Source organism: Coprococcus intestinihominis, assembly GCF_040096555.1.
Classification (GTDB): Bacteria; Bacillota; Clostridia; order Lachnospirales; family Lachnospiraceae; genus Coprococcus_A; species Coprococcus_A intestinihominis.
This window is the reverse complement of the sequence record NZ_JBBMEK010000033.1, coordinates 1-19,446: the sequence shown is the minus strand read 5'-3', so window position 1 is coordinate 19,446 and position 19,446 is coordinate 1. Positions and strand designations below refer to the sequence as shown.

14 protein-coding genes and 1 other RNA gene are annotated in these 19,446 nt (G+C 44.0%); 11 read left to right on the top strand and 4 right to left on the bottom strand.

Annotated elements, in window-relative coordinates; translation table 11 throughout:
* From WMO25_RS04445 to WMO25_RS04415, 7 genes are all read left to right on the top strand, one after another.
* Positions 1 to 658, top strand: a 658-nt coding sequence (locus WMO25_RS04445; protein ID WP_349084275.1) for an undecaprenyl-diphosphate phosphatase, incomplete at its 5' end; no start/stop codon positions are given.
* Positions 659 to 796: 138 nt separating this feature from the next.
* Positions 797 to 3,772: a DNA translocase FtsK gene (locus tag WMO25_RS04440; RefSeq protein ID WP_349084274.1), complete on the top strand. Its 2,976-nt coding sequence runs from the start codon at positions 797 to 799 to the stop codon at positions 3,770 to 3,772.
* Positions 3,773 to 3,947: 175 nt separating this feature from the next.
* On the top strand, positions 3,948 to 5,618 hold the full coding sequence (locus WMO25_RS04435; RefSeq protein WP_349084273.1) for a formate--tetrahydrofolate ligase: 1,671 nt from the start codon (positions 3,948 to 3,950) through the stop codon (positions 5,616 to 5,618).
* Between the two features lie 136 nt (positions 5,619 to 5,754).
* Entirely contained in the window at positions 5,755 to 6,609 is an 855-nt protein-coding gene (folD, locus tag WMO25_RS04430; RefSeq protein ID WP_117526956.1) for a bifunctional methylenetetrahydrofolate dehydrogenase/methenyltetrahydrofolate cyclohydrolase FolD, read from the top strand.
* A gap of 29 nt (positions 6,610 to 6,638) precedes the next feature.
* The gene (rimO, locus tag WMO25_RS04425; RefSeq protein WP_227081275.1) at positions 6,639 to 7,979 is read left to right on the top strand and encodes a 30S ribosomal protein S12 methylthiotransferase RimO; all 1,341 of its coding nucleotides are present in this window, start codon (positions 6,639 to 6,641) and stop codon (positions 7,977 to 7,979) included.
* Complete coding sequence (pgsA, locus tag WMO25_RS04420; protein WP_349084272.1) at positions 7,963 to 8,508, top strand: CDP-diacylglycerol--glycerol-3-phosphate 3-phosphatidyltransferase; 546 nt, start codon at positions 7,963 to 7,965, stop codon at positions 8,506 to 8,508. Before rimO ends, pgsA begins: the two co-directional genes overlap by 17 nt.
* Before the next feature lie 38 nt (positions 8,509 to 8,546).
* A complete protein-coding gene (locus tag WMO25_RS04415; protein ID WP_349084271.1) occupies positions 8,547 to 10,490 on the top strand; it encodes a hypothetical protein in 1,944 nt (647 codons plus the stop codon).
* 111 nt (positions 10,491 to 10,601) lie between these two features.
* On the opposite strand, the gene WMO25_RS04410 is transcribed toward WMO25_RS04415, so the two are convergent.
* Together WMO25_RS04410 and WMO25_RS04405 are read right to left on the bottom strand one after the other, a co-directional pair.
* A complete protein-coding gene (locus WMO25_RS04410) occupies positions 10,602 to 11,186 on the bottom strand; it encodes a cytidylate kinase-like family protein (RefSeq protein ID WP_349084270.1) in 585 nt (194 codons plus the stop codon).
* A gap of 78 nt (positions 11,187 to 11,264) precedes the next feature.
* Positions 11,265 to 11,909 carry a TIGR01906 family membrane protein gene (locus WMO25_RS04405; protein ID WP_227081183.1) on the bottom strand — a complete coding sequence of 215 codons (645 nt, stop codon included), beginning with the start codon at positions 11,907 to 11,909 and terminating at the stop codon, positions 11,265 to 11,267.
* A gap of 172 nt (positions 11,910 to 12,081) precedes the next feature.
* Here WMO25_RS04405 and thrC point away from each other — a divergent pair, with 172 nt between their 5' ends.
* Positions 12,082 to 13,572 carry a threonine synthase gene (gene thrC, locus WMO25_RS04400; RefSeq protein ID WP_227081182.1) on the top strand — a complete coding sequence of 497 codons (1,491 nt, stop codon included), beginning with the start codon at positions 12,082 to 12,084 and terminating at the stop codon, positions 13,570 to 13,572.
* Positions 13,573 to 13,649: 77 nt separating this feature from the next.
* Here thrC and WMO25_RS04395 read toward each other — a convergent pair whose 3' ends face one another.
* A complete protein-coding gene (locus WMO25_RS04395) occupies positions 13,650 to 14,477 on the bottom strand; it encodes a glycerophosphodiester phosphodiesterase (protein ID WP_215689303.1) in 828 nt (275 codons plus the stop codon).
* A 126-nt stretch (positions 14,478 to 14,603) separates the two neighbouring features.
* Between WMO25_RS04395 and ssrS the strand changes: the two genes are divergently transcribed.
* A non-coding RNA gene (gene ssrS, locus WMO25_RS04390) (6S RNA) lies at positions 14,604 to 14,786 on the top strand.
* A gap of 154 nt (positions 14,787 to 14,940) precedes the next feature.
* Positions 14,941 to 16,956 carry a SpoIID/LytB domain-containing protein gene (locus WMO25_RS04385; protein WP_349084269.1) on the top strand — a complete coding sequence of 672 codons (2,016 nt, stop codon included), beginning with the start codon at positions 14,941 to 14,943 and terminating at the stop codon, positions 16,954 to 16,956.
* 39 nt (positions 16,957 to 16,995) lie between these two features.
* On the opposite strand, the gene WMO25_RS04380 is transcribed toward WMO25_RS04385, so the two are convergent.
* Positions 16,996 to 17,844 carry a YihY/virulence factor BrkB family protein gene (locus WMO25_RS04380; RefSeq protein WP_349084267.1) on the bottom strand — a complete coding sequence of 283 codons (849 nt, stop codon included), beginning with the start codon at positions 17,842 to 17,844 and terminating at the stop codon, positions 16,996 to 16,998.
* Positions 17,845 to 18,370: 526 nt separating this feature from the next.
* On the opposite strand from WMO25_RS04380, the gene pheS reads away from it, so the two are divergent.
* A complete protein-coding gene (gene pheS, locus WMO25_RS04375) occupies positions 18,371 to 19,390 on the top strand; it encodes a phenylalanine--tRNA ligase subunit alpha (protein ID WP_015514280.1) in 1,020 nt (339 codons plus the stop codon).
* Positions 19,391 to 19,446 lie beyond the last annotated feature (56 nt).

The following is a 19,446-nucleotide window of genomic DNA, read 5'->3' as shown; positions in this document are numbered from 1 at the left end:
GTTATTTGACATTATTGCCAATTTCAAGACATGGATCAGCAACAAGAAGAATGGAGAGTATACCGCTTATCGCCGTCTGATCAACAGTGCTTACAAGAAGTTTGTTGTACTGATTCTCATTACGACGATTCCAACAGGCATTATGGGTGTGGCTTTCAGCTCTCTGATCGAAAGAGCTTCACAGACATTACTTGTTCCGGGTATCTGTCTTGTGATCACAGCCATTCTTCTTCTGATTTCCGACACACGTCCAAGCGGCCACAAGAAAGTGAAGAAGACGACTTATGCGAACGCCGCTGTTATTGGTGTTGCTCAGGGTTTTGCAACATTTCCTGGTCTTTCCCGTTCCGGAACAACTATTACAGCCTGTCTGATGCTTGGTTTCGACCGTGCTTACGCTGTTAAGTATTCATTCCTGGCTTCACTTCCTGCAATTTTGGGTGCCAACATTCTGGAGCTGAGACATTTTGATGCTGCTGCAGTTGCCGTCGGTTCAATTGCTTACTATTTTATTGGTATGATCGTTGCCGGTGTTGTTGGTTACATATGTATCAAGCTGATGATCTATATTGTACGTTCCAATAAGTTCCAGTATTTTGCTTATTACTGTGCAGTCGTAGGTATCATTGCCATTATTGCCTATTTCGTAAAAGGCTGATTTACATTAAGATAATAAGATTCTGATAATGCGGAATATCAAAGGTCATTGATATTTCGCATTTATTTTCCAGAGCACTATTTCAAACTGCAATTTGACTGAATATTTTTTTTACTGATTTTATAAAGGAGTGATTAGATGGCGGGAAAGCAGAGCAGTGAAGTCAAACGCCGTACTGCATCGACCAGAAAAACAACTACAACAAGGAAATCATCCGCCGGAAAGAAGCGGAACACATCCGGGAAATCTGCCAATACAAAGGTATCGCGCATGCAAGTCAGTGAATATACAGAACCTGTGGGGGATGAGATCAAATTGATCATTATCCTTGCAGTTTCAATTCTCATCTTACTCAGCGTGTTTGGCCTTGGCGGAAGAGTCGGAGACAAAGCGGCCTATCTCTTTTTTGGCCTTTTCGGATTTGTTGCTTATGCGCTTCCTTTTCTTCTTTTTATCGGCAGCGCCTTTCACATATCCAACCGCGGCAGTCGTCTTGCACGGATTAAATTGACAGCAGCCACTGTTTTCCTGATTATGATCATGGCATTGATGGCACTGGCTGATAGTTCTTTTGACGGCACAGCCTCTGTACTGGATGGTTTTCTCAATTCAGCTGCTGCTCACAACGGCGGCGGTCTGATCGGGTTCAGTCTGAGCTGGGTTCTTTTCAATGCCTTTGGACGTGCCGGATCTACCGTTATTCTTGTATGTCTGATGCTGGTTTCCGGTGTATTGATTACCGGCAAACGGATTTTTATCCGCCTGGGCACTTTAATCGGACATATGATGACCGATATGGGACAGCACTTCAACGCATGGCGTGAGAAACGGGCCCGCGAACGTCTTGCCCGTATGGAAGCGAAGGCAGCTGAAGAAGACAGCCTGCCTGAGGATGAAGCATATGAAAATATTGATGAAGAAACCGTTTCCATACAGCCTAAGAAAAAGGCAGCCAATATCATTATCCCGTCAAGGAAAAAGGAAAATGTCAAGTCCAAGGATCCTGCACCGGCATCTTCATCAGAAACCGTTTTGCAGACTTATACCGAAGAGTCAGCTACATCCGCTGAGACAGCGGTCATTTCTGACGATTCCAAACAGCCGTCCCTTGATAGTTTTGATCAGGGACAGTCTGTCCAGCCGTTGCATATTCAGATTCCTGAATTTATGACCGGACACGTTTCCGGCAAATCTTCTGTAAAGGCACCTTCTGCTTCCATATCAGATATCATGTCCAACCTGAGCCGGGATATCCCATCCGAAGCGGAATCAGAACCGGAGACTGAGACTGTCGAAGACAAAAAGCCAAAAGGCAAGCCGGTCATTGCCAGAACTATTTTGTCTCCTGATGATCTGGAGTTGGAAATAGAAGGATTGCCGGAGGAAACACCGGTTAATACAGACGATACATTTATCGATATCTCCAAGATTCTGTCCGAGATTCCTGAAACAACAGGAAACATCAATACAGAAGTGGCGGACATGCAACCTGAGGACGTTTCTCCGGCTGCACAGGCCGAACAGCAGACAGCTGTATCACCGACAGCCGCCCGCACTTCATCCCCTTCGCATCATACAACTGCGAAAGGAACTGTAGAGGATACAGCTTCCGGTTCTGATGAACCCCTTGAAATTGTAGAAGAGGAGATTGAAAAATACGAATTCCCGCCACTGGATCTTCTTGATCAGGGAAAAGGCAGCGGCAATCAACAGACAGCCGCATCCCTGAAACAGACTGCGCTGAAGCTTCAGCAGACATTTGAAAGTTTTGGTGTAGGTGTCCAGGTAACCAATGTTAGTTGCGGTCCGGCAGTTACCAGATATGAACTCCAACCGGATCAGGGTGTGAAAGTCAGCCGTATTGTCAGTCTGTCTGATGATATCAAGCTGAATCTGGCAGTTGCAGATATCCGAATTGAGGCACCAATCCCAGGCAAAGCAGCCGTCGGTATTGAAGTTCCTAATACCCACAAGGAAATGGTGCATCTGCGTGATCTTCTTGAGTCCGACAAGTGTAAGCAGGCAAAGTCCAAACTGGCTTTTGCCGTGGGCAAAGATATCGGCGGCCAGACGGTTGTTGCTGATATTGAAAAGATGCCGCATTTGCTGATCGCTGGTGCAACGGGTTCCGGTAAATCCGTCTGTATCAATACGATCATTATGAGCATTCTCTTCAGGGCCGATCCGAATGAGGTCAAGATGATCATGATCGACCCGAAAGTGGTGGAATTGAATGTTTATAATGGTCTCCCGCATCTGTTGATCCCTGTTGTTACGGATCCGAAGAAAGCCGCCGGTTCCCTGAACTGGGCAGTAAATACTATGATGGACCGCTACAATAAATTTGCCGAAATCGGTGCCAAAGACTTGAAGAGTTATAATGCCCGTGTGGAGAATCTCCCATACGAAAGTGAACAGCACAAGAAGATGCCGCAAATTATCATTATCATCGACGAGCTGGCAGACCTGATGATGGTCGCTCAATCCGAAGTTGAAGATGCCATCTGCCGACTGGCCCAGCTGGCCCGTGCAGCAGGTATTCATCTGATTATTGCCACACAGCGTCCATCTGTTAATGTTATTACCGGCCTGATCAAAGCCAACGTACCGTCACGTATCGCTTTCTCCGTATCCTCCGGTGTCGATTCACGCACTATTCTTGACATGAACGGTGCTGAGAAGCTGCTGGGAAACGGAGACATGCTGTTCTATCCACAGGGCCTGCAGAAACCGGTCCGCGTTCAGGGTGCCTTTGTTTCTGAAAATGAGATTGCGCGTGTCACTGATTTTATCCGTGCCCATCTTACCAGTCAACCTGTATACAGTGAGACGATTAAAAAGAGCATAGAGACAGCTGCCATCAGCAGTCCTTCCGGCGCATCAGGCAGTGACAAAGATGTTTATTTTGAAGAAGCCGGCCGTTTCATCATTGAAAAAGATAAGGCGTCCATCGGCATGCTGCAGCGTGTCTACAAGATTGGTTTTAACCGTGCTGCCCGTATTATGGACCAGCTCTGTGAAGCCGGTGTTGTTGGGCCTGAAATTGGCACCAAACCGCGTCAGATCAAGATGACGATGGAGGAATTTGAAACTTATCTCAATGGCAATCAATAGTTTTTTTTCAACAAAAAGCCATGTAAGAAGTATTACTAATAGATTCTATAAGTAATTTTAAATATACTTATTATAAGAATCATGGTACTATCGAGAAAGATACCATGGTGAGGTCTTCCTCATCATGGTACAAGATTTGAACAACGTTCACTTTTAATACGCAGGAGGAGTTAGAATGAAAACAGATATTGAAATTGCACAGGAAGCAGCCATGCTCCCGATCAAAGATGTCGCTGCATCTATCGGTGTGGAAGAAGACGACCTTGAATTATACGGTAAGTATAAAGCAAAATTTTCAGATGAATATTTAAAGAAAGTTCAATCCAATCCAAATGGCAAGCTTGTGCTTGTCACTGCAATCAATCCGACTCCGGCCGGCGAAGGTAAAACAACAACCACTGTCGGTCTGGGTGAAGCATTTGGTCAGCTTGGCAAAAAAGCTATTATTGCCTTAAGAGAGCCTTCTCTCGGCCCTTGCTTCGGCATTAAAGGCGGTGCTGCCGGCGGCGGTTACGCACAGGTTGTACCAATGGAAGACCTGAACCTGCATTTTACAGGTGATTTTCATGCCATTACATCTGCCAACAATCTTCTGGCAGCAATGATGGACAATCACATCCAACAGGGCAATGCACTGGATATCGATACCAGACAGATTATCTGGAAACGATGTCTCGATATGAATGATCGTGTTCTCAGAAATGTTGTTGTCGGCCTTGGCAACAAGATGGATGGGGTTGTACGTGAAGATCACTTTGTCATCACGGTTGCCTCTGAGATCATGGCTATTCTTTGCCTGGCAGATGATATGGAAGATCTGAAGCACCGTCTGGCAAAGATTATTGTTGCTTACAACCGTGCCGGCGAACCTGTTACAGCCGGAGATCTGAATGCGGTTGGTGCTATGGCAGCACTCCTGAAGGATGCGTTGAAGCCGAATCTGATCCAGACCCTGGAACATACACCGGCCATCGTCCACGGCGGACCATTTGCCAATATCGCTCATGGCTGCAATAGTGTGCGTGCAACAAAGCTTGCCCTTAAGATGGCAGATATCGTTGTAACAGAAGCCGGTTTTGGTGCTGATCTCGGTGCTGAGAAATTCTTCGATATCAAATGTCGTATGGCTGGTCTGAAACCGGATGCTGTTGTCCTGGTTGCTACAGTTCGTGCCTTGAAATACAACGGCGGCGTTCCGAAGACAGAGACATCCGTACCAAATCTTGAAGCACTGAAGAAAGGTATTGTCAACCTTGAGAAGCATATTGAGAACCTTCAGAAATACGGCGTTCCGATTGTCGTTACATTGAACGCTTTCATCACAGATTCTGAAGAGGAGATTCATTTCGTCAAGAACTTCTGTGAAGAAAGAGGCTGTGAATTTGCACTTTCCGAAGTCTGGGAGAAAGGCGGCAAGGGCGGCATCGCATTGGCTGAGAAGGTACTCGATACCCTTGAGCATAAGGAGAGTCATTTTGAAGTACTTTATGAGAACAGCCTGTCTCTGAAAGAGAAGATCGAAACAGTTGCCAAAGAGATTTACGGTGCAGCAACCGTTACTTATGCACCTGCTGCAGAAAAAGCACTGAAGAAAATTACAGAAATGGGATTTGGCGATGTGCCTGTCTGCATGGCGAAGAATCAGTATTCATTATCCGATGATCCTAAGCTTCTGGGAAGACCTGAAAACTTCAATGTCAATATCCGTGAAGTTTATGTATCTGCAGGTGCAGGATTTGTCGTTGCCATTACAGGCGCTATTATGACAATGCCTGGCTTACCGAAGAAACCGGCTGCTGAGGGTATTGATGTCACCACAGACGGTGTTATCACAGGCTTATTCTAAGCAGATATACAACCGCACAGGAACAAATTTAAGAAAGTTGACAGCTTGTATAGTAATTTTTTATGTGATATAGTAAAGGGGATACCTGAAAAACAGGTATCCCCTTTTAAAATAAATACTCTGGAGGTTTGGTAAAATGGCTTTTTTGATTGACGGGAAGAAAATCTCCTCCCAGATAAAAGATGAATTAAAAACCGAAATCGCAGAAATGAAGAAAAAAGGCACAGAAGTGACATTGGCAGTGATCCAGGTTGGAAACGATCCTGCTTCCTCTGTCTATGTCGGCAACAAGAAGAAAGCCTGTGCTTATATCGGTATCCGCTCCCTGGCATACGAATTGCCTGAGAGTACAACAGAAATGGAATTATTGACATTGATCGATGAGCTCAACAACAGAAAGGATGTCAATGGTATCCTTGTTCAACTGCCTGTACCGGCTCATATCAACGAGAAACACATTATCGAGGCTATTCACCCGTTAAAGGATGTTGACGGCTTCCATCCACGCAATGTAGGTGCCCTTGTCACAGGTGAAGACGGTTTTGTCTCCTGTACACCGGCCGGCATTATTCAGCTTCTTAAACGCAGCAATATCGATATCGACGGCAAAGAATGTGTTGTTGTGGGCAGAAGCAATATCGTCGGTAAACCGATGGCCATTCTTCTCCTTCGTGAAAATGCAACAGTAACCATCTGTCATTCCCACACAAAGGACTTAAAGGAAGTCTGCAAACGTGCAGATATTCTTGTTGCTGCTATCGGCAAGCCGAAATTCTTCAACCGCGATTATATTAAAGAAGGTGCGGTTGTTATTGACGTAGGTATTCACCGGAATGAACAGAACAAACTCTGCGGTGATGTAGACCGTGATGATGTCATGGATCTTGTCAGCGCTATTACACCTGTACCGGGCGGTGTGGGACCAATGACCATCGCCATGCTGATGTATAATTGTGTAGAGGCTGTACGCCTCCAGAAAACGGAGAGATAATATTTATGAGTAATACAAATTCCAATAACCTGACAATCTTTTTTGTTTCCCTGGGCTGTGATAAAAACCTTGTGGATTCCGAAGTCATGCTTGGCATTCTTCGGGCGCACGGCTTTACACTGGTGGACGATGAAATAGAAGCAGACATCATCGTTGTCAATACATGCAGCTTCATCCATGACGCCAAGGAGGAGAGTATCCAGACCATCCTTGAAATGGCTGAAATGAAACACAGCTGCAGATGTAAGGCACTGATTGTCACCGGATGCATGGCAGAACGCTATAAAGACGAGATCATGACAGAGATTGAAGAAGTAGATGCTGTAATTGGTACAACCAGCTACCAGCATATCGCAGAGGTTGTTGCTGAAGTCTTAGAAGGTCAGAAAGTCAAACAGTTTGATGATCTTCAGGCCATGCCGGAAGTGGATGTTCAGCGTATCATGACAACCGGCGGATACAGCAGTTACCTGAAGATTGCCGAAGGCTGTGACAAGCACTGTACTTACTGTATTATCCCAAAGCTTCGTGGTTCCTACCGCAGTCATTCTATGGATTATTTGATCAAACAGGCCGAATCCCTGGCTGCCCAAGGTGTTAAGGAGTTGAATATCGTTGCCCAGGAGACAACCGTTTACGGCACAGATCTTTACAACGGACAGAAAATGCTCCCGGAACTCCTCAAAAGGCTCTGCCGTATTGAAGGTCTTTCCTGGATCCGTGTCCTCTACTGTTATCCTGAAGAGATTAATGAAGAACTCATTCAGGTCATCAAAGAGGAACCGAAGATCTGTCATTATCTTGATCTTCCGATCCAGCATGGCAGTGATGCTGTCTTAAAGCGGATGGGAAGACGGACAACACAGGCTGAACTCAGAAGCATTATCGGACGATTAAGAGAAGAAATCCCTGATATTGCCCTCCGAACAACGCTGATCGCCGGTTTCCCGGGCGAAACAGAAGCAGATCATCAGGAAGTGCTGCAGTTCGTCAAAGATATGCGTTTTGATCGCCTCGGTGTATTTACTTATTCAGAAGAAGAAGGGACACCGGCCGCTCAGATGCCGGATCAAATTGATGAAGCTGTCAAAGAGACACGCCGTGATGCATTGATGATGGCTCAGCAGGCCATTGCCTTTGATAAATCCGAAGAAATGGTCGGAAAGACAGTGGATGTCCTGATCGAAGGACGTCTGCCGGAGGAGGATGTCTATATCGGACGTACTTACAGAGATGCACCTGATGTGGATGGTTACGTTTTTGTTCATGCTGAAGAAGATATGATCTCCGGCGATATTGTCAAAGTTAAGATAACAGATGCACAGGATTACGATCTGGTAGGAGATGTGATTTATGAATTTACCGAATAAACTGACTGTTTTAAGAGTTATCCTTGTTCCTTTCTTTGTATTCTTTCTGCTTGGTGCAGACTGGATTGGTTCATTTTCGCCTTATATTGCCTTGATTATATTTATCGTTGCCAGCCTGACGGATATGCTTGACGGCAAGATAGCCCGAAAGTATAATCTGATCACCAATTTCGGCAAGTTTATGGATCCCTTGGCAGATAAACTGCTTGTCTGCTCTGCACTGATCTGTTTTGTGGATATGCATCGTATGCCGACATGGGTTGTTCTTATTATCATTGCCAGAGAATTTATTATCAGCGGCTTCCGTCTTGTTGCTGCTGAAGACGGTATAGTCATTGCAGCCGGTATATGGGGCAAATATAAAACGGCCGTCACAATGATCACGATCATTTTCATGATCCCGAATTTTGGCGGAGCAGCCGTTCATATGATCGAGCAGATCATGATTTATCTGTCGCTGGCACTGACCGTGATCTCATTGATTGATTATCTGATCCACAACAAATCTGTCCTTGCTGGCAAAATGTAACCGGGCCCCTGCACAGTGGAAGAGGAGTGATAGAAACTGTGAAAATAGTGAAACGATTTCTTTTTATCATCAGTGCATTACTTGTACTGATGCTGGCAGGCTGTTCAGGAAAACTCAGTCACATTGATATCAATACAACACTGACTGTGGATACGACCTTCAACGGCAGCCGTGAGATGACAGCAGATATTCCCGCCGCCGCATACAAGTATGCATTCGGCGGCAGTCTGACAGCGCTTGAAGACATGATCAATCAGTATACACCGGGTGATATGTACTGTACAGCCACCGAGAATGAAGACGGCGGCGTTCGTATTCAGATGATCATCGACTTTGCTTCAAGGAATGAATATCAGAAGAAGATCGAAACCATCTGCAACGGCAACACAACGGATTCAGCCATCACCCCTGTCATCAACTTTGATTATTCGCATTCTATTTTGAAAAACGGCTATACAATAGAAGAGAATTTCACATCTATGGATCTGTTTTACTGGCTGGCGGATGCCATCAGCAAGGAATACCCTGCTATGGAAGGCAAAAACATCCAGGATATTTTCCAGCTCGGCAAAACAGAAGTTGTTTTCAACGGAGAAACAATGGAAATGCAGGACTATATCAAGATCTCTACCATCAAGTCCAATGCCTTTGACAATGTTTCCGTTGCCGCTCAGTTGTCAGATGATCAGTCCATTGATGCCAGAATTACCTATGTCGTCAGCAACAAAGTCGTTGCCGCCCTCGGAACCCAATTAAAGACATTGATGGATGGCCTTGTACCAGACAATGCTTCCATGACTTATCAGAATGGTGACAGTTCCAGAACTTACACGATCTCCTTTGAATCCGCCACCCTTCAGGATTACATTACCAATGTCAATAAAGCGCTGCACACCAATAATACCGTCTTTGAAGTGTCCACAGAAGGAGATACCGAGTCCCTTTCTGCCAAGAAATCCATCAAACAGTATTATGACGGCAGTTATTTTCTGGATTTTACAGCTGATGAGACAACCATGTCCTATATTCTGGATGTATCTCCGGAATACACTGTTGAAAGCTGCAGCAGCACCTATGGTTATCTGAAAGATGAATCATCCACCTACAGCAGCAATACCTGTGAAATAACCATGACAGTCGCATCCGCAGATGAAGTGACAACCGTGCTGGGATTTGCCGTCGATATTGATGAAGTAGATATTACAACTGACATCCACAGCGATACGAACATCCAACGTACCTTTGAATTTCACCTTTCATCCGATGCCGTCAATCTAATCGGCAGCAGTATTGAAGACCGCTTAAATACTGCTGCGGAGCAATGGCCGGACCAGATGACTGTCAATACAGAAAATGTACTGAGCAATACGAACTACAGTATTGTCCTTTCAGCAGAATCGGCAGATGAACTGACCAAAATGACCCGGGCTGTTCTCGGGGAATCTGATATATCTGACGATAATAAGAGCAACAGTGGTGAGCTGACAAATTCTCTGTTTACCGGCGGTACCGAGAAGCATAAGAATCCATGGAATATCCACTGTACCTATGAGGATACGCTGAATCTGTCCGGATTTCTCAAGGGATCCCAGATCAAAAATGGTATTCACTACAAGTTAAGTTATTCAAAAGGATTCAAAGCTGCCTTTACCGAGAACAATACCTTTGAAGATGCCGCAGCTGACGGACCAACGCTTACCTGCAGTACATTTAATAAAGTGTTATCTGTCAAATCTACAGCAGAGAAAAACAATCTGGAGGGCATTCTTATTTTTGCATTATGGATTGCTTCCCTTATATGTATTGTCGTTATCTTGCTGATGAATATTGAGCATATTATCAATCTGGTATCCAACAAAAAGATTGACATTTCAGGTTCAGAGCTGTTCAAAGGAAAACATCTGCGCAGACTGACTGCACTGATTGTTGCGATTGTCTGCTTTGTACTAATGACCATCAGACTGATATTCCGCATCTATTAATCATGCACTTTACTTTATTATCCAAGGAACTAAAACCTAAAAAGGGGCTGCCAAAAGCAGCCTCTTTGTCATATAAACTTATTCACTTCGACGGAATTTCCTTCGGAATGTCTATCTGAACTTTCTATTGATCGCATCCACAATCACATCAACGGTACCATCAATGCCAAATACAGAACTGTCAATCATAAGATCATAGCTCTCGTGTTCGCCCCAACGGTATTCTGAATAGTACTGATAATATGTACGACGGATCTTATCTGTCCGCAGCACTTCCTTGCGGGCCTTATCTTCAGAATCGATTAAATACCTTTCCATGACACGATGGACACGGTTTCTCAGCGGTGCATAAACAAAAACATTCAGGACATCTTCTCTATCTTCCAGTACACTGTTTGAACAGCGTCCAACAATAACAAAGGATTCCTTCTCTGAAAGATCACGGATCACATCGCTCTGCGCCCTGTACAGCTGATCCGCAATCGTCGGTGCATATGGTGAAATAAAAGGACTCGGTGCCTTCTCATCCGTTGCTCCTAATACATTCAGATCCAAACCACTGTGTTTCGCTGCCAGCTCAATCAGATTCTTGTCGTAGAATGCAATACCAAGCTTCTTCGACAGCTTCTCACCGATTTCATGACCGCCGCTGCCGCATTCACGTCCTAATGTAATAATAACCTTCTTATCACTCATATGTTTCACCTATCCCCTCTAAGTAGTAGATACCTTCCTTCTTGGTACTCTTATTATACCATATATACTTTCTGAAATTCAACCGGAACGTCGTTTTAATAAATGAGAAAATATAAAACATAAAAAACTACCGACAAAGACAAGAGCAAAAATCATGATGGCACAATGCATAAAATATCCATCCGGCAAAATATCAATAATCGGATCCGTGGAAGAGTCAAATAACCAATAATCATTATTAAATACAAGCTGATGAAAAGTAACAAAGACATAATCCCAATTGACAGCAACCATGAGACCAAGAAAAGCCGGCAGAGCAATACAGAGTATTCCTGCAATACGAAGCCAGAGCCACGCATGCTTTTTGATAAAATAGAAAGCTGCAGCAGCCGTCAACAGCAAAGTTCCTACAAAAAGCCACCCAAAGAAATCAAATATTTTCTTAACTTCCTCAAAATGAATTCTGCCTGATTCGGACATTGCACAGGTTGGAAACTTCAGCGGCTGGTGATTGAACAGACTGTTATAATCAATCAGCGCATCGTAATTGCTGCGGATGTCTTTTTCTTCCCTGCCTGATAATTCCGTTATGTGCAGATTCTGTATATCTGCATAATAAAGCGGTCTGAAATTCAACGTCAATGTCACAGAAAAAGAAATAATCAGCAGACATACAACAATGCCACCGATGATCTGTGAGCATAATGAATAAAATTGATGCATCAGAGGCACCTCCTTCCGTCATCAGTATACCACATTATCGCAAAAAAGTGGATCGGCACCGCCAAAAATACATTTTTCATATTGTCACCGGAATATGGATATGTTATAATTCGCAAAAGAGACTGAATGTGTGCCCAAAGAAGACATTTGTAAGCGGGCAAAAGGAGGAAATATGGAATTATTATATAAAAGCACCCGAAGTGCTGATAAAACTGTAACTGCATCCTATGCAATTTTAAAGGGACTTGCCGAAGACGGCGGTCTTTTTGTTCCGACATCTTTTCCGAAATTGGACGTATCCATTGATCGATTAGCAGATATGAGTTACCAGGAAGTGGCTTATGAAGTCATGAAGCTTTTCCTTACTGATTTCACAGAAGAAGAATTGAAACACTGCATCAACAGTGCATATGATCAGAAGTTCGATACAGAAGTTATCGCACCGTTAGTCAAGGCTGACGACGCCTATTATCTTGAACTTTTCCATGGAAAGACCATCGCTTTCAAAGATATGGCATTATCCATTCTTCCTTATCTGATGACAACTGCTGCACGCAAGAACAATGTCAAGAACGAAATTGTTATTCTGACAGCAACATCCGGTGATACAGGCAAAGCCGCACTGACAGGTTTTGCAGATGTTCCCGGCACAAAGATTATTGTATTCTATCCAAAGGATGGTGTCAGCCCTGTTCAGGAGAAACAGATGGTGACACAGAAGGGTGATAATACATTTGTTGTCGGTATTCACGGCAATTTTGATGATGCTCAGACAGGTGTGAAGAAGATGTTTGGCTGTGAAACACTGAACAGGGAATTGAACGCTGCCGGCTATCAGTTCTCATCCGCCAACTCCATCAACATCGGAAGACTTGTTCCGCAGATTGTTTATTATGTTTATGCCTATGCGGCACTGGTACATAATGGCGAGATCAAAAACGGCGATCCGATCAATGTTGATGTCCCAACAGGCAACTTCGGCAATATTCTTGCCGCTTACTATGCAAAGAATATGGGAGTTCCGATTGCCAAACTGATTTGCGCATCCAATACCAACAAAGTTCTTTATGACTTCTTTGCCACAGGTACTTATGACCGCAACAGAGAATTCCACGTTACAACCTCTCCATCCATGGATATTCTTATTTCAAGCAACCTTGAGCGTCTGATCTATCAGATTGCCGGTCAGGATGCTGCCAAAGATAATCAGCTGATGAAGTCTTTATCAGAAACCGGTGTTTATGGTATCACACCTGCAATGCGTGAGAATCTCAAAGATTTCTATGGTAATTATGCAACAGAAGAGGAGACAGCAAAGGTCATCCATGATCTGTATGCCAAAACAGGTTATGTCATCGATACCCATACTGCAGTAGCTGCTTCTGTATACAAGAAGTACGTGACTGAGACCCATGATACAACACCAACCGTTATTGCTTCCACTGCAAGTCCATTTAAGTTTGCCCGCAGCGTCATGACAGCTATCAAAGGTGATGTCAGCCAGTATTCTGAATTTGAATTGGTTGATCAGCTTACAGCCGTTTCCAATGTTGCTGAACCTGCAGCTGTTACAGAGATTCGTACAGCACCTGTTCGCCATACAACCGTATGCGATAAGACCGAAATGGAAGCCACAGTCAAAAAATTCCTGGGTATCCAGTAAACAAATAGAGCTTCGCATTAACAGGATGCGAAGCTCTTATTTATTTCTGAAGCCCCTTCTGAAATTCAATCGACTCTTTAGGGTTCGAAGCCCTCAAATATCATGACATCAACTTTGTTCTTGAACCGATCATAGGTTGGTTTGCCTGGTATCGTCCAGACAACCGTCATAATATGGAACAGCTTCCGGTTATAGATAACCGCCGGATTGTCAAGATCAAGATATTTATAGGCAATAAAGTCCGGATGTGTAAAAAAATTCGTCATCAGATTCGACATCAAGAAAAGCACGATATCACAATGAGGATTTTCCTTGAAGAAATTGCAGGATAACTGGCCGCGTACCACCTGCGGCTCATGACGTTTAAACCACTGGAGAACAAAAGGATGGAAGGACTCTATACAGTAATCCCCCTTATACCTGGACAACAGCTGCCAGACCAGCGGGCAAAGCAGATTCTGATTGCTTCCGTCTACCTTCAATTCAATAATCAACGGCACTTTGCCATCTATCAACTCAAGAACATCTTTGAAAAGCGGAATACCTTCCTCAGTACCAAGAAGACGCAGCTGCATCAGATCCGAATATAAAAAGCTCGAAATCTTTTTATTCATTCCGCACATCCTTGTTAATGTATCATCATGAAAGACTACCAGCTGGTTATCCGCCGTCAAATGAACATCCAGTTCAATGCCATAGCCCTTATCCACTGCCCGACGAAATGCCGCCATGGAATTCTCCGGGATGCCGTGCTCATTGTCATATAAACCGCGATGCGCATAATCCCATCCGGTAAGATGTTGCCATTTCTTCTTTTTATGAATACCGGGCGCACTTGCAAATAAATAAAATCCTGTCACGATGCCGCCGATATAAGCCATTGTTCGTACAAATTTTTTTAACATAAATCCATTACCTCTTTTCTTACCGTCTTTATTATAACGTCAACCCCTTTTATTTGACAATAGGCTTTGACTTGAATTTCCTCTTGAAATAACGAAATGAATCATGTATAATACACTCATGAAGAAACTTATCTGGGGTGTGCGACAGTTCGCAATTTTGAACCTACATTTTTTTGACTGGGAAACTGCGTGTTCCACAATATGTCAGGCCGCCCGCAATGGCAGCGGAAGACAGAAAAGTGGACCAGGTTACCCACCTGGCTTAAGGCTAGGAGTCAAAAATGCGGGCATCGGCACTTTGGAGGTTTCTTTTTTTTCGCATTTTTCCGGGGAATAGCGTTATCGATATGCATCGGCTTTCTGACCTTTTGACCCTGGTATCTTCCAAATATTTATCATAATCCGGTCTTCCTGAACATAGATTAATAGTGTTTGATACCGCAATCAAGGACAGGAGACCCGTATGAAAAGAATCCAACCGGTCATCCTGCTTCTGGCAGCGATGACTCTTTTTTTATTTTACCGACAGAGTCACAGACAATCTTTTACAGAAGGTATTACACGTGCCCAAACGGCACGCATGCTGGCATGGACCGTATGTGACATGAATAAGGACAGGGCAAAGAGTGTCGAACCGCTTATTGATGTTGACAGCACTTTATGGTATGCCGATGAAATCACGACAGTTCTGGCAGAGGGCATCATGAAAAAAGACGGTGATCTATTTCATCCTATTGATTACCTGACATGGGAGGAGGCCTCAAATATTGCTGATTTTTTTGACATTTCGCTTTCAATTCCTGTATTTCAAAAACGGAAGCCTATGCCGCTTGAAAAATGGCTGCAATTTTTTGACCGGTTACTCGCAGAACAGGACATAGATATAAAACTAATAAAAAAAGAACAAAAGATTCTGGCTGTTCCATCTGCATCTGATACATTGGACAGATGGCAGGTAAAAACTGACAGCGGCATATACAGCTGTGAAGGACTTGCTCTCGAAAAATATCTTGACCAAACCGTTACTGCCTATATTTATCAGGATCAGCTGTTAATGGCCGTTCCTGCCGATCATCAGCAGGCAGAAATCATCACAGCTTCTACATCTGTTGACACGGACAACACAAAGGCCGCAGAAGCCCCCTCCGAATCATTTTCTCAGAATGACCCCCTTCCTGCAGCATCTGCTCCTGACATCCGGGTCTGTATTATGAATGATGACTTCTCATCCGAGGCACATAAAAACCTTCGGATGACTTCTGATGCTGCATGGCAACTGACTTTTCATAACAAGGTCATTCAATATCCGGCGGATGAAGTTGTCGAACTGAATGCAGATGATTTTTCGGAGGATGGCGAAACAGCTGAAGCTGTTCCTGAAAATCATCACTGCATGACCATTCTCAGCATTAACAGAAGCTGCGGCAATCCTTCCTACAGTGGCCGGCTGCAGATTATGCGTTCAAAAGACGCGCTCTTTCTGATCAATATTCTTCCGACAGAAACCTATTTAAAAGGTGTCGTACCTTCCGAAATGCCGGCTTCCTATCATTTAGAAGCATTAAAGGCACAGGCTGTCTGTGCACGAAGTTATGCTCTGTCTGCTGTGAAAAACCCTAAATATGATTTTGCTGACCTGAATGACAGCACATCCTGCCAGGTCTATATGAATCAGGGAACAGATACTCAGACAGATCTGGCTGTTGATGCCACTGCCTGCGAAGTTCTATCCAGCCGGCAGAAGATCGTAACCGCCAAATATTTTTCCTCTTCATGCGGGAGTCTCTCAAGCAGTGATGATATATGGGGTTATCCGGATACAGCCTCACTGGATACCCATATGACAGAACGTCTGGAAACAGAGCCTCCGGGAATACCTGCACTTTCCTCAGAAGAAGCTTTCAGAAACTTTATCTTTCAACCGGCAGAAAATACTTATCTTGAATCATCTGATCCCTGGTTTCGATGGCAAACGGAGCTTTCTATGGCACACATCCGATCCAATATTGCCGAATCCTTTGCAAAGAGAATGTCCGCAGATCCCAAACGTTTCACGGTTTTGTCTTCAGATGGCACCATTGACCCGGATGACATTTCGCAGATCAAAATTGTCAAACGAGCCGAAAGCGGGGTGCTGCAGAAAATAAAACTGACCGGCAGAAATCAGGAATTGACTGTCAGCGGTGAATACAATATCCGATGTCTGCTTGTCCCGTCCTCGGATACAGCCGTTATTCTACAGGACAAAAGTACCAGAAACGGCATGTCTCTGCTGCCAAGCGGATATTTTTTTCTTGAAGAAATCAATGATGGAGAACAAATCACCGGCTATAAAATTTATGGCGGTGGCTTCGGCCACGGAGCCGGTCTAAGCCAGAATGGTGCCGACACACTGGCAGAAAAGGGATATGATTATAGAGAAATTCTGACATACTTTTTCGAGGGTATCAACATAGAAAATGTCAATACCCTCGAATGAAGCATCAAAGGAACCTGCAGACGGGTTCCGATGAATGCCCTAATATTTAAAAATGTCTTCTGCTGTGTCCCCTGAAATAGATTCGGGATGCAGCAGATTGTTGAGTTCTGCCCCCAGGAAAAGCTGATACATACAGGTGTACAGCCAGAGCATGATCATCATGATGCCCGCCAGACTGCCGTACATATAGATAAAACTATGGGAATAATTGAAATAAATAGCAAAAATGCTGGAAGTGATCATCCATCCGATGGAGCAGGATATTGCTCCCGGCAGCACATACAGCAGCGGTGTCTTCTTATTCGGCAGCACCTTGTAAACAAAGATGAAAAACATCGTCAGCAGTCCGAAAATGATCAACATACGGATACTGATGACAAAGGCAGCAAACTCATGCAGCACCGGCAGAAGTTTAATCACCTTGCGATAAAGAACATTGCCAAATACCAGAAGACCGAGGGTCACGATCAATGCTACAGCCAGCCACAATGTATAAACTGCTGAAATGAAACGGATATAAAAATAATTTCGTGTTTCATTGATATGATAAATCTCGTTAATTCCCCTGGTAATAGACAAAATCCCTCGTCCTGCCGACCAGAGAACAAAGATGATCGTAAACGATGTAATCGCAATCGTAGACTGCTCATAAACTTCCTTCATAACCAAGCGAATGACATCATTGGCCATCTTCGGCGATAACATCTGGAGAATATTCAACAGATCTTCATAGGTCAACGGTGAATACCGCAGAAGAGTCAGCAAAAAAATACAGAATGGAAATGCAGAAAGCACAATAAAAAAGGCCGCCTGTGAAGCATAAGCTCCCAGATGATCTTCTGTATTTTTCTTCAAAAATCCCTTGACCCAACGCAAAATTGAATGCATAGATTCCCCCCTCGTTAAAACGTCACATGGCTTCATCTTATCATAGATTACAAAAATTAACAACTGTGAAGATGACCTATTGACAAGCTTTTTGAATATGTTAAAATAAAACATGAACAAAAGCTGTGAATGTGCTGCAGATCATGTATAGTATATGCATATCTGTATCAGGTTATCATTTCCTTACAGAGAGAGGAAGCCATTGGCTGAAAGCTGCCTCAAGTTCTGATGATGACTGAATTTCCCACAGGAGCTGTATCTCTGAACCATATACCAAGTAGGAGATATCGCCGATGCCCGTTAAGCATCTCCAAGTGTCCCGTTATATATCATTTTTGAACAACTTCGATTTGAACGGGGAAGCAGGGTGGTACCGCGGAATGAATTCGTCCCTTTATTTTTTCATAAAGGGGCTTTTTTTATGCACTTTTGCGCGCGAATACATACCTGCCTGCAAACCACATCCACAGTCAAAATAAGATTAGTCAAAGAAAGGAGCGTATGATTTTTTCATACGAGTCGTACAATGAAGGACAGACTGCAAAAAATTAGAAATGAAGCCATCGCCCAGATCAAAGCTGCCGGTGGTATGGATGCACTGAATGATATCCGTGTTTCCTTTTTAGGTAAAAAAGGCGAACTGACAGCCATTATGAAATCCATGAGAGATATCCCGCCTGAAGAACGTCCGGCATTCGGCCAGATGGTCAATGAAGCCCGTCAGGAAATCGAGAATTCTCTTGATACGATGAAGAAAGATCTTGCTGCAAAAGCCAGAGAACTTCAGCTCAAATCCGAAGTCATCGATGTTACACTTCCGGCAAAGAAGAACCATCTGGGTCACCGCCACCCAAACAGCATTGCCCAGGAAGAAGTTGAACGTATCTTTACAGGTATGGGTTATGAAGTTGTAGAAGGACCTGAAATTGAGTTTGACTACTACAACTTTGAGGCTTTGAACATTCCTGCCAATCATCCTGCCAAAGATGAACAGGATACATTCTACATCACCAAGGATCTGCTGCTTCGTACACAGACATCCGGTACACAGATCCATACCATGGAAACTCAGCCGCTGCCGATCCGTATGATCGCACCGGGCCGTGTATTCCGTGCCGATGAACTGGATGCTACGCATTCACCGAACTTCCACCAGATTGAAGGCCTTGTCGTTGACAAGAATGTCACATTTGCCGATCTGAAAGGCACACTGGCTGAATTTGCGAAACAGCTTTTCGGCGAAGATACAAAGGTCAAGTTCAGACCGCATCATTTCCCATTCACAGAACCAAGTGCCGAAATGGATGTCACATGCTTCAAATGCGGTGGCAAAGGCTGCAGAATGTGTAAAGGTGAAGGCTGGATTGAAATCCTTGGCTGCGGTATGGTGCATCCGCATGTATTTGAAATGTGCGGCATTGATCCTGAAGAATATCAGGGCTTTGCATTCGGTGTCGGCCTTGAGCGTATCGCCATGCTCAAATACGAAATTGATGACATGCATCATCTCTATGAAAATGACATCAGATTTCTGAAACAGTTCTAAGCAGCAGGAGGAAAATAGATTATGAGAACATCATTAAAATGGATTAAAGACCTTGT

Excerpts from the sequence above, each read along its gene's own strand:
- WMO25_RS04440 (WP_349084274.1), top strand. The coding sequence starts at position 797 with ATGGCGGGAAAGCAGAGCAGTGAAGTCAAACGCCGTACTGCATCGACC.
- WMO25_RS04435 (WP_349084273.1), top strand. The coding sequence starts at position 3,948 with ATGAAAACAGATATTGAAATTGCACAGGAAGCAGCCATGCTCCCGATC.
- folD (WP_117526956.1), top strand. The coding sequence starts at position 5,755 with ATGGCTTTTTTGATTGACGGGAAGAAAATCTCCTCCCAGATAAAAGAT.
- pgsA (WP_349084272.1), top strand. The coding sequence starts at position 7,963 with ATGAATTTACCGAATAAACTGACTGTTTTAAGAGTTATCCTTGTTCCT.
- WMO25_RS04410 (WP_349084270.1), bottom strand. The coding sequence starts at position 11,186 with ATGAGTGATAAGAAGGTTATTATTACATTAGGACGTGAATGCGGCAGC.
- WMO25_RS04405 (WP_227081183.1), bottom strand. The coding sequence starts at position 11,909 with ATGCATCAATTTTATTCATTATGCTCACAGATCATCGGTGGCATTGTT.
- thrC (WP_227081182.1), top strand. The coding sequence starts at position 12,082 with ATGGAATTATTATATAAAAGCACCCGAAGTGCTGATAAAACTGTAACT.
- WMO25_RS04395 (WP_215689303.1), bottom strand. The coding sequence starts at position 14,477 with ATGTTAAAAAAATTTGTACGAACAATGGCTTATATCGGCGGCATCGTG.
- WMO25_RS04385 (WP_349084269.1), top strand. The coding sequence starts at position 14,941 with ATGAAAAGAATCCAACCGGTCATCCTGCTTCTGGCAGCGATGACTCTT.
- WMO25_RS04380 (WP_349084267.1), bottom strand. The coding sequence starts at position 17,844 with ATGCATTCAATTTTGCGTTGGGTCAAGGGATTTTTGAAGAAAAATACA.
- pheS (WP_015514280.1), top strand. The coding sequence starts at position 18,371 with ATGAAGGACAGACTGCAAAAAATTAGAAATGAAGCCATCGCCCAGATC.